Below are 11,633 nucleotides of genomic sequence, written 5' to 3'. Positions count from 1 at the left end.
TTTGCGGCTTGTCGTTAGGCATCGCTCTCATGGCATAAATACTTACTTTTAACTGATAGTCTTAAGATTCCCGAAATAGTCGTGTTGAGAACAACTATTGCCTAGAATCAAAATAATTTGAATTTACCATTTCCAGCATCGGGACTGATTAGTTTGACACCACAGCACAGGTTAAAGATGGCTGTAAGTTGGCTGAATGAGCCGCAATTAATTCAACATTGCCCTTTGCGTTACGATGCCAAGTTGTGGCTTCGGTGAGAACTTTCGGTGATGCTGGAATTTGGGCATTTAAATTACCCATTTTGCGGTGTGCAGAGATATCCCGGATGTCAGACCAAGTGCGATTGCTCCTCGCTTCCTGACTGGGATTTTGCGGCACACCACCCCGTCCCGTTGCCACAAACCGACTGCCTTCACTGTCGGCACAACCTGTAGTAATTTGCTGCGATGGGTCAGTGACATTTTCTGGTAATTTAACTAAGCCGGAATTTGGATCAACACCGATAGTATTAACTTGAACAGTGCCACTTACGCCAAATTGTGAACTGGCGGTGATGTCGTTTTCTGGGCTGAGTTGAGGACGGAATTGTAAGCCAAATATGCCTTGGGTGGTGATTTGGATGTTACCACCGTTACCTACAACTGCATTGGCGACAATATCACTATTTTCTAATCCGGCGATGATGGGTACATTGATACTGATATTACCCCCATTCCCTGAGCCGCCAGCTGTTGAGGTAATCAGGCTATTATTCCGCAGAAGTAACAGGTTTCTGGCGGACAATGCAATATTACCACCATTCCCGGATTCTGTTTGTGCCTGGATAAACCCTTGATTCTTTAATTGGATGGTGTCTGCACTGATGTTTATATTGCCACCATTTCCACTGCCTTGACTGGTAACACTGACTGTCCCACCATCCGTCAGCGTCAAGTTCGGTGTGGTAATGCTGACAGTGCCGGCATTCGCTGTTAATATATCCGGCAAACCGAATCGTTTCCGCAATAACGGATCGGGTCGGATGGTAGAGGCGTTAATGCTGCTATTAGTTGCTCTACCTTGACCGCTGATTGTGATTGATTCGGTAGCGTTGATGCTTAAATCTCCCCCATTACCGGCAAAAAATGCGGTGGTGGCAACTGCTCCTCCATCCAAAATTTGCAATTTGGCAATATCTAGGGTCAAGGTTTTGGCACTTCCGGTTGCAAATGTAGTTGAGCTAATGTTGCTGTAAAGTTCAGACGGGCTTTCTCCGATCACCGTGGTATTGGTGTTACGAATTGTCACTTTACCGCTAGAACCACTGCCAAAGGTAGTCGAAGATAGTGAGGCCCCGCTTGATACTAGTAGACTATTACCATTGACGAAAACATCACCAGCATTTCCAGTGCCTAGTGTAGTAGTGTTTAACGTGGTGACGTCAGCGGGATTAGTGGGTGAAAAGCCAGATAGTTCAATAGCGATCGCATCAATATAAATATTGCCACTCGGAGCTGCTCCATAAGTTGTGCTATTCAACCCTGCTCCCGACTTGATAGTGAAGTTGGGAGTAATAACGGTGATATTCCCACTAGCTCCCATACCCAAAGCATTACTACGCACTCCGCTCTGAATCGCGCCATCAGCTGTTTTGGCAATCAGATTAATGGACTCTGTAGCCTGAAGGCGAATGTCACCACCGGGGAGATTGCCAAAATTTTGCGCCAGTACCAGAGAGCCATCGGTGAATTGAATTTGCCTACCCTGAATTTGAACGGAACCTGCATTCACACCGCTGATATCTAATAGCGATCGCTGTGCCAATTGAATATCGCCAAAGCTTTGTACATTTCCATATCCCAGTGTATAGCCCTGTGCGCTTGGTATCAGATTTACCAATCCTGCACCGCTTAAACTACCCAATTCAACTCGCCCTTTTTCAGCGACCAGGTTTGCCCCATTTAGATGTATGTCGCCACCCACTAAAGCTAAGGTGTTTCCCGGCTGTACCCGTAGTTTTGTAGAACTGGGAGTCTGAATCGGAGGAAGCAGAACCAGTCCACTGATATTCCTCAAAGTATGTCCTGTACCTTGAACGATTATAGATGCCGGATTGTTACCCAGTTGCAAGCCTATGGGAACATTGATGCTCAACAAGGGGGCAGATTCAGAATTAATTACACTAAACTCAGCACCATCGGCAAATATAATACTGTTGGCAGTTGTACCAATAAACGAACCCCCGATGTTTAGTTGGGCATTGGCTCCAAAGATTATCCCACTAGGATTGATCAAGAACAGACTGACGGGGTTGTTGCTGTTAATTGTCTGAATCAAGCCATCGATGTTAGAGATATTACCGCCAGTAACACGGCTGAAGATGGTAGAAATATTGGGCGTGTTCACTAAATCAAAGGTAGCTGAACCGCCAGTGGGAACCGAAAACTGCTGAAAACTGTGAAATAGGTTACTGTTGGCGGCACTACCGTTAGTAATAGTAAAGTTATTACCGCTTTGGAAGACAGTAGTATTGAGAGTGCGATCGGGAGTTACCTGGGCACTCACAGAGCCACACCAAAGGAGCATCCCACCCGTCAGCATTACATTGATCAAACCCCGGCAAACAGAGGGTGCTTTCATCGCTCGGTTCCCATTAATACTTATATAAATAGAATTCCCTAAATGGCATTGGGTTTGAACAGCATCATTTCGAGTCATTAGTCATTGGTGCAAATCGGCGGGCGGCTATCCCTCCCGCCCCTCGTTCGCGCAGCGTCTCGTAGAGAAGGGGTGGGATTCCCGCCGATTTTCGATGAAAACTGAACTTGCCGCAGAAATCGCAAGCGCTCAGACTTCAGTTGGAAACCGCAGTACAGGTTAAGGATGTTTGCACCTGGGTGGGGAATTTATCTGCAATTAACTCAATTTTCCCTTGAGCGTTGTGATGCCAGGAAGTAGCTTGAATAAGGGTTTCTGGGGAGGTTGTTATTTGGGTAGTTACATTACCTGTTTTGCGGTGTGCAGAGATATCGCGGATGTCAGACCAAGTGCGTAGGCGTAGCCCGTTGTAGACACCGCTTGTCACTTCCTGATTAGGATTTTGCGGTACTCCACCTCTTCCAGTCGCTACAAAACTACTGCCTTTATTATCAGAACAACCTGCGGTAATTTGCTGGGATGGGTCTGCTATATTTGCTGCTAGTTCTACTAAACCAGAATTGGGATCAACACCGAAGTTATTAATATCTACCATACCGTTGATACCCAATTGGGAACTAGCAGTGATGTCACTTTCTGGGGTGAGGCGATCGCGGAATTTTAAGCCAAAGATGCCTTGAGTACTAATCTGAATATTGCCACCATTACCATTCAAAGCATTGGCAATAATATCGCTGTTTTCTAACCCAATAATCACCGGAGCATTGATGTTGATATTGCCACCATTACCATTACCACGTGCTTCGACATTAATTTGACTCCCATTACGAGCCAAAAGTATATTTGTTAATGCTAGATTGATGTTACCGCCTTTTCCAGATGCCGTAGTTGCAGTAATTGCCCCAGTATCTAAAAATAATCGGCCAGCTTGGATGTTTAACTCTCCTGCATTACCAATACCTTGATGAGTAACGCTGATAATACCTTGATTGCGAAGAGTTAATTGCTGAGTACTGATGTTAATAACACCTGTGTTACCGGTGGGAGAGTCTGGAAGCTTAAACAAACTACGATTAGTGGCATCCAAAAGGGGGGCACTAGCAACGATCACTGCAAAATTATTTTCACCATCGATCAGAATGTCATTGGCTTGGATTGTCAAAGTCCCAGCATCACCACTTCCCACAGTCGTGTTACTGATGATGCCACCATTAAGAACGAGCAATTGATTGGTTGTGATTGTGACATCTCCAGGTTTGGCACTGCTATAGTTGGCGCTATTGACAACACTACTGCCGCCAGTTATGGGACTGAGACCACTAACGGTTAAGCGATCGGCTACATTTAAAGTAACAGAGCCATTGCTCCCCAGATTAGTTACCTGGTTGGGGTCTCCAAGTCCACCAACCACTGGCACAGTAATCACTCCCAAGGTAGCACCATCTTGGATAGATAGTACTGGTGTTGTTATTAACACATTGCCAGTATTACCAGAGCCAGTGCTAAGACTGCCAATAAAGCTATTTTGGGAGGGAGAAATGGGTGATACTCCGACTAAATTGCTCGCTTCACGTACCACTAAGGTAACATCTCCAGCGTTACCAATTCCCGTACCAGGTATTCCTGACAAGCGAGAAGTAATGGTGCTAATTGTTCCTCCATCAATGAGATTTAATTTATCTGAAGAAACATAGATGTTTCCACTATTACCAATTCCAAATGTGGAAGCAGTAATACCACTGGACTGAAACCCAATGGAATTCACTCGTAAGGCATAAATCTCATCTGCGACATCAACCGAAATATTTCCACCCCGTCCAGTTGTCCCCGGAAAGACGGTTGTTGTGACTGAAGCACCATCTTCTAGTATGAGTTTTCCAACCACCAGGGCAACATCTCCCCCATTTCCGGCTCCATAGACTTGACTGGCGATCCGGCTATTAGTAGTACCAGATATAAATAAGGGAGATTGCAGAGTGACGACACCACTAGCAGCAATGGTATCTGCTACTACTTCCACCGTACCTGCGGCTCCTGCTCCTAAACTCAGGGTTTCAATGGCTGCACCATCTCGTAAAGTCAAATTGCCTGCTTGAAGTTTCACTGCTCCCCCGTTCCCAGTTGCTCCTGGAGCCACCTGATTGACAATCCAGGCGCTCGGAGCTTGAGCTTGAGGATTTACACCACCCAAAAAGAGCGATCGCTCTGCACTCACCGTAATATTACCACCCTGCCTAGTTCCTGCTGTGGCGGCGGCAATTTGGGATTGATCTAGGGTAATATCTCGCCCTACGACTTGAATACCCCCAAAAGGATTGCCAACAGGATCGGGATTCCACAGAGAAGAACGCCCCGTAAATTTTATATCTCGAAAATTTTCAACTTGTGTATAACCTAATTGCCATCCTGTGGGTGTGGGAGTCAGATTTACAGTCCCACTAGCCACTGCACCCACTTCAATTCGACCTGCAAGGGCAGTAATTACACCACCTGTAAACGTAACATCTCCTCCAACTAAGGCAATGGTTTTTCCTGGAGAAGCTACGATTCCCAAGTTACTGGTAGGTACAATGCCATCATTCCCATTACTCTGCACCTCAATCTGACCAGCAGAAATACCCAGTTGCAAACCAATGGGTACACTCATGGTTAATAATGGTGCTGTCGCTGAATTTACTGCACTAAACTGAGTCCCATCAGCAAACTTAATACTACTCGCCGTTGTCCCCACAAATGAACCACCAATATTCAATTGAGCATAAGTGCCGAAAATAATCCCACTAGGATTGAGCAAAAACAGATTGGCGCTACCATTGGCTTTAATTAAACCATCAATTTGGGAAACACTCCCCCCAGTGACACGACTGAAGATATTTTGAATATCTGAGGGGTTGTTGAAGAATGCCGAGCCGTTGCTGGGAATTGAGAATTGGCTGAAGCTGTGGAAAAGGTTATTGCCAGCACGATTTCCATTTGTAATAGTAAAATTATTACCATTTGCGGAGACACTGGTGTTGAGGGTTCCGTCGGGAATAATTTGGGCATTGCTAAAGTCACACCACATCGCACTGATCAATATTCCACCAATTAAACCCAAACAACCAGAATTAACACCCATCGCCAAGTTTCCTTTTATACTCTATATTTAGAGTTCCCATAAATGGTATTATTGCTAACATTGCTAAGACTTGTAAGTAGATCAGCGCAAGTTAATACTTGTTGGGTCTGAGCAGGGTATTTATCTGCAACTAACTCAATTTTGCCTTGGGGGTTGCGATGCCAGGAAGTCGCTTGGTCAATAACTTTTGGGGATGGGGGAATTTGGGCTGTGATTTCACTATTTGTCCGGTATGCAGAGATATCGCGGATGTCAGACCAAATGCGATTGCTTGTCACTTGCTGCGTTGGATTTTGCGGCACACCACCCCGTCCCGTTGCCACAAACCGACTGCCTTCATTGCCCGCGCAACCTGTGGCAATTTTCTGCGATGGATCAACCACATTTGCTGGTAGTTGGACTAAGCCAGAATTTGGATCAACACCGATAGTATTAACTTGAACAGTGCCACTCAACCCAAATTGCGAACTGGCGGTGATGTCACTATCAGGTGTGAGTTGGTCGCTTAACTTCAGCCCAAAGATGCCTTGGGTGGTGATTTGAATATTACCTCCCTGACCTTTAATGGCATTAGCAATGATGTCACTGTTTTCTAATCCGGTGATGATGGGTGCATTAATGTTTATATTACCTCCATCACCATTACCACCTGCTGTTGCTGCGATCGCACTATTGTCACGCAGCAGCAACAACTTCCCAACTTGTAAGGCGATATTACCTCCATCACCTGATTCTGTTTGTGCCTGGATGCTTCCTTGACGGTCTAATCGGATGGTATTGGCTGTAATGTTGAGACTGCCACCATTTCCACTACCTTGACTGGTGACACTGACTGTTCCGCCATCTGTCACCGTCAGGTTCGGCGTGGTAATGCTCACACTGCCGGCATTCGCTGTGAGTATATCTGGCAAACCGAATCTCTGCCGCAGTTGTGGAATTAGTCGAGTGGTAGATGAGTTGATACTGCTGTTATTGTTCCGACTGCGACCACTGATTTCGATGGATTCCGTAGCGTTAATGCTTATATCTCCCCCATTACCTGCAAAAAATGTGGTTGTCGCAACTGCTCCCCCATCCAGAATTTGCAACTTGGCGGTATCTAGGGTCAAAGTTTTGGCGTTTCCGGTTGCAAATGTAGTTGAGCTAATGTTGCTATATTGCCCGGCGGGGCTTTGTCCCATCACAGTGGTGTGATTAGTGCTAATTGCTACTTTGCCACTGGAGCCTCTACCAAATGTAGCTGAAATCAGTGATGCACCATTTGACACCAGTAAACTATTGGCTTTGATGGAGATATCGCCAGCGTTTCCAGAACCATAAACAGAAGTAGAAAGGGTACTAACGCTATTTGGATTGATTGGTGAGAAGCCAGACATTTCAATTGCTGTTGCATCAATGTGGATATTGCCACTGGGGGCCACTCCAACTGAATTGCTATTCAACCCCCCTCCCTGCTGAAGGGTAAGACGGGGAGTAATTACACTGATGTTCCCACTAGCTGCGACACCCACAGCTTCGGTACGTACCCCGCTCCGAATTGTGCTATCAAATGTTGTGCCAATCAAATCAATCGCCTCTGTAGCCTGAAGGCGAATGTCGCCGCCGGGGAGATTGCCTAAATTTCGTGCCAGCACCAGAGAGCCATCGGTGAATTGAATGTGTCGCCCCCGAATTTGAACGGAACCTGCATTCACCCCACTGATATCTAATAGCGATCGCTCTGCTAGCTGAATATCACCAAAGTTTTGCCCATCTTCATATCCCAAAGTATACCCCTGTACAGTTGGGAGCAAACTAACCAATCCTGCACCACTCACACTGCCTAATTCTACTTGCCCTTGCTTGGCGGTGAGCGTTGCCCCTTTCAACTCCAGATTGCCACCCACCAAAGCTAGGGTTTTTCCCGGCTGTATCCGCAATTCTGTAGGACTTGGATTTTGAGTCACAAGAGGCAGTCCACCAGGATTACTCAAGGAGTGTCCTGTGCCTTGAACGGTTATAGATGCGGGATTGCTACCCATTTGCAAACCAACGGGAACGTTGATGCTCAACAGTGGAGTCGCTGGGGAATTAATCGCGCTAAACTCAACACCATCAGTAAATTTAATACTGTTGGCAGTTGTACCGATAAACGAACCACCGATATTCAATTGAGCATTGGCGCCGAAAATAATCCCACTAGGATTAAGCAAAAACAGATTAGCACCACCGTTCGCTTGAATTAACCCCTCAATGTATGAAACACTGCCTCCAGTGACGCGACTGAAAATATTTTGCACATCTGAGGCGTTGTTGAAGAATGCCGAGCCGTTTGTAGGAACTGAGAATTGGCTAAAGCTGTGGAAAAGGTTATTACCAACTCGATCGCCGTTGGTGATGGTGAAGTTATTACCGCTTTGGGAGACAGTAGTATTCAATGTGCCATCGGGAGTTACCTGGGCGTTGGCAAAGCTGCACCAGGTTGGCATTACCATCAACGGCACTATTCCACCACACAGAAACAACCAAGTAGAGGTCGCATTCATCGCCAAGCCTTTATTTATACCTTGTATTTTAGGATGCCCAAAACGGTATAGTATTTAACCGATCTCAAAACGGTGAATAGCGTATCGAGAAGTATAGCCCATTTTCTTGGAGCGATCGCCTTTCACCATCCACTGAGATCAGAGGAATGCCCCAATCTAGGCGGGCTAAGAAGTCATCGCCCTGTTTCCACAATAGCCCGAACCCAGTACTAAGAAGTGTACTTGGTGATGGATTTTCGCCCTTAACATTCCAGCCTTTGCCAACTTCAATGAAGGGTGTCAGTTGTAGCACCCCGCCAATCTTCTTAGCGCGGACAATAGGTACTCGAAATTCTGCGGATAATAACAGACCATTATCTGTGAGTAATGCATCTTGGCGATAGCCTCGTACACTTAGCTGTCCACCAAGACCAAATTGCTCCAAAGGCACTAGGGAATCTGCTGCCAATTGGAAATCGCCCCTAGCTAAAAATAGAGTATCTGGTGCTAATTGCCGCACCCACTGCGCCTGTCCCCGCCATGCGAAAAAGCGGCTATCTGGTTCATTATCACTGACATTTGCATCGAACCAATCTACGCCAAAGCTTAATTGCGATCGCGCTGCAAATACATACTGGTTACTTCGCTGGGTATATTCTTGAAAAAATCGCAGAGCCGAAATATTAGTTTTTCCGTTTGCATCTGCACCGGGGGAGAGTTTAAACGGGCCAATGTTATCAATACCCAACTCAGTTTGGCTTTCCTGGCGCGAAAATGACAGCCCGATTGCCAATTCTTGGGTTGTTTTTTGCAGCAGTGGTTGTCGATAGCCCAATTCGTAAGAACGGCTATTTGACTGGATATCAAGAACATTGAATGGCTTTTCAATGACGCGATTCCATCCCTGGCTAAAACCGAAGGATACGGTGCCATTACGGGCATTAATCGGCAGCGCGTAATTGACGTTGATGGTATTACTGCCATCGGTGTTGGCATATCCCACACTCAGAGTATCACCCAAGCCCAATAAATTGGCTTCTTGCAGATCCACTCCCCGGCGAAAACTGCCGACACTGGGCGATCGCCCATTATCCAGATTTGCTGTCAGTTTAAAAGTTTCTGCTTCTTCAACCTCAACCTGCAACACATTGGTTCCCAGTTGCAGGCCTGTTTGCAACTCGGCTGACAGGTTTTGAATCCGCGGATCGAGACGGAGTAGTTGTAGTTTTTCTAGTAAGCGCGGTATGTTTAGCGGTTTGCCAGTACCAAGTTGGATGCGATCGCGAATGTATTGACTATGCAATCGTCTATTACCGATAATCTTGATTTCTTGCACAGTGCCTTCGATCACCTGAATTTTGATCACCCCAGCTTCTACTGTCTGTGGTGTAATCAACGCCCCTGTAGTTACATAGCCGTTATCAGTGTAGAGCTTTGTGATGGCATCTCTAACTTGCAACAACTCAGCAAAGGTCAGTTCTCGTCCCACAAAGGCAGCGGTGACAGCGGTAAACTGTTCTGCTTTGAAAACTGTACTGCCCAAAACTTCAATGCGATCAACCCGAAATCTGGCATTAAAGTCACCCTGTTCCCCAATTGGCTGATTCGGTAGTTCTGGGGATGGAAGCAGTTGATTCTTGTCTGTTGGCTTGGGTAGAACATCTGACGGTAACGGAGTTTCAGGAATATCCTCTAATCGACCTGGGGGTAATGTCTGAGGATTGGGAGTCTGGGCGATCGCATTTTGATAGTTGCATAATACTGCTGCGATCGCAAAGCTAAGTGTTAGACATCCCGGAAAAATCCTCAGTTTGCCCGCGAACTTGCCTACCTCTGGCTGATTTATAACCAAGGTTCTTCTAATCATTATTTGTAATTAAATAAATTAAATTACAGATCGAATCCTTAATACTTCTAAAGTATAAGTAAATACATGGCAGCCACTATATCTAACTTAAATTTTTCTAAAAAAAATCAGTAATATTACTATTTATCAAGGAAGGCATCAGGCAGTTATTGCTGGAGGAAAACTGCCTGATGCTCTCTGTTTCCTGCCGCGACCAGAGGGAAGCTCACGGTTTAAGACTCCCACTGTTGCGTCAGCTTCCCGCTTTCTTACGCAAGTGTATCAAGATGACTGCACAATATCCCAAAAAAAAGTCAGAGTGGAGGAAGTCTTCACTCTGTTAGCGGCGTCGGAGCGTCACCTTGTAAGAAAGTGTTCTTATTGAAATCCCCTAACTTTAATGCGGATTAACCGTTAGCTGATAACTGTTAAGGACTATACACTCACAAATTGAAATGTACTTACCCTGGGTTTCTTTTTTGTACAGTGTGATTTCCTAGTTTTCAGAGGCTTTTTCCTCCTTAGAAGAAAGAGAGCGAATTAACTCTCTAATTACATCAGTTGCGGGTCTTCCCGTGATTGAACAGTATTGTTCAAGTCTCTGTGCCTCACTTGATGTGAGGTTGATTGTAAGTCGTTTAGCAGCCCATTTTTTATTCATGTATATGTATTAGACAAGCTATGTTTTAAACTACTTCTCTAATATCAATCATGTAAACTGCTACTACAATGGTATAAGTAATGACATTTGATTCAAGTAATCATGAAGTTGGATAGGATATTTTTATAAACAATAGTGAAGAGGTAAAGTATATCCTAGAGTATAAAGTTTAGCTACTTTCTGGGCAGCAATTGTAAATAAAATGTAAAAATAAGATCAAAATATGTAGGACAAATAAGTGTTATTACGCACTACATAAGGAAAATAGTACAAAAAAATTTGTAATGTCATATCAATTCTCTAAGCTCGACTTTATCCAAAATTAAGAACTCGGTTTTCTTTATCCGGCAAAAGCCTGGCTTTTTAGCAAATACTTTTTCCACATCACAGATTATTGATGAAGCTAAAAAAGAAAACTTCTGTACCACAAAAGTTTCAGCGATAGCGTAGACATCACATTGCGAAAAAATGGATAAAGTCGAGCTAATACCAATTTAATGTGAAGTTGCACATATCTTGATCCCCCTAAATCCCCCTTAAAAAGGGGGACTTTGAATTCCCCCCTTTATAAGCTACGGTGTACACACAAGTCCTAAAAACCTAGCTTGATAAGCATTTCCTCGTTCCCAGGCTCCGCCTGGGAATGCATTCATCGAGTCTCTGACTCAATATATGACTAGAGGCAGAGCCTCTAATCAGGCATTCCTATGCAGAGCATAGGAACGAGATAAACGAGATAAAACGAGATAAACAATAAAAACATGGGAACTTGAACTTTTTCCGACTTGTGTGTACACCGTAGTCTTGTAGGAGAGAGAAAGAGAAGTGAGGGACTGCAGATACCGTGAAAAGTCAGATGGTGAGTT

5 protein-coding genes are annotated in these 11,633 nt (G+C 45.0%); all 5 read right to left on the bottom strand.

Going from position 1 to position 11,633, the window contains the following annotated elements; genetic code table 11:
* Nucleotides 1–148: 148 nt before the first annotated feature.
* The 5 genes from A4S05_RS03935 to A4S05_RS42975 all read right to left on the bottom strand — a co-directional run bounded on the left by A4S05_RS03935 (nt 149) and on the right by A4S05_RS42975 (nt 10,767).
* Nucleotides 149–2,620 carry a two-partner secretion domain-containing protein gene (locus A4S05_RS03935; RefSeq protein ID WP_069068523.1) on the bottom strand — a complete coding sequence of 824 codons (2,472 nt, stop codon included), beginning with the start codon at nt 2,618–2,620 and terminating at the stop codon, nt 149–151.
* Nucleotides 2,621–2,834: 214 nt separating this feature from the next.
* Nucleotides 2,835–5,756 carry a two-partner secretion domain-containing protein gene (locus A4S05_RS03930; protein ID WP_084226973.1) on the bottom strand — a complete coding sequence of 974 codons (2,922 nt, stop codon included), beginning with the start codon at nt 5,754–5,756 and terminating at the stop codon, nt 2,835–2,837.
* Nucleotides 5,757–5,770: 14 nt separating this feature from the next.
* A complete protein-coding gene (locus A4S05_RS03925) occupies nt 5,771–8,281 on the bottom strand; it encodes a two-partner secretion domain-containing protein (protein ID WP_141699641.1) in 2,511 nt (836 codons plus the stop codon).
* Nucleotides 8,282–8,345: 64 nt separating this feature from the next.
* Complete coding sequence (locus tag A4S05_RS03920) at nt 8,346–10,127, bottom strand: ShlB/FhaC/HecB family hemolysin secretion/activation protein (RefSeq protein ID WP_069068519.1); 1,782 nt, start codon at nt 10,125–10,127, stop codon at nt 8,346–8,348.
* 475 nt (nt 10,128–10,602) lie between these two features.
* Nucleotides 10,603–10,767: a CopG family transcriptional regulator gene (locus A4S05_RS42975; RefSeq protein ID WP_084226972.1), complete on the bottom strand. Its 165-nt coding sequence runs from the start codon at nt 10,765–10,767 to the stop codon at nt 10,603–10,605.
* Nucleotides 10,768–11,633: the final 866 nt, after the last annotated feature.

This window comes from Nostoc sp. KVJ20, assembly GCF_001712795.1.
GTDB lineage: Bacteria > Cyanobacteriota > Cyanobacteriia > Cyanobacteriales > Nostocaceae > Nostoc.
Note: the sequence above shows the minus strand (reverse complement) of the source record. Positions and strands in the feature narration are given on the sequence as shown.

What these genes read in the sequence shown, in the direction of transcription:
- A4S05_RS42975 (WP_084226972.1), bottom strand. Translation starts at nt 10,767, where the DNA reads ATGAATAAAAAATGGGCTGCTAAACGACTTACAATCAACCTCACATCA.
- A4S05_RS03935 (WP_069068523.1), bottom strand. Translation starts at nt 2,620, where the DNA reads ATGAAAGCACCCTCTGTTTGCCGGGGTTTGATCAATGTAATGCTGACG.
- A4S05_RS03925 (WP_141699641.1), bottom strand. Translation starts at nt 8,281, where the DNA reads ATGAATGCGACCTCTACTTGGTTGTTTCTGTGTGGTGGAATAGTGCCG.
- A4S05_RS03930 (WP_084226973.1), bottom strand. Translation starts at nt 5,756, where the DNA reads ATGGGTGTTAATTCTGGTTGTTTGGGTTTAATTGGTGGAATATTGATC.
- A4S05_RS03920 (WP_069068519.1), bottom strand. Translation starts at nt 10,127, where the DNA reads ATGATTAGAAGAACCTTGGTTATAAATCAGCCAGAGGTAGGCAAGTTC.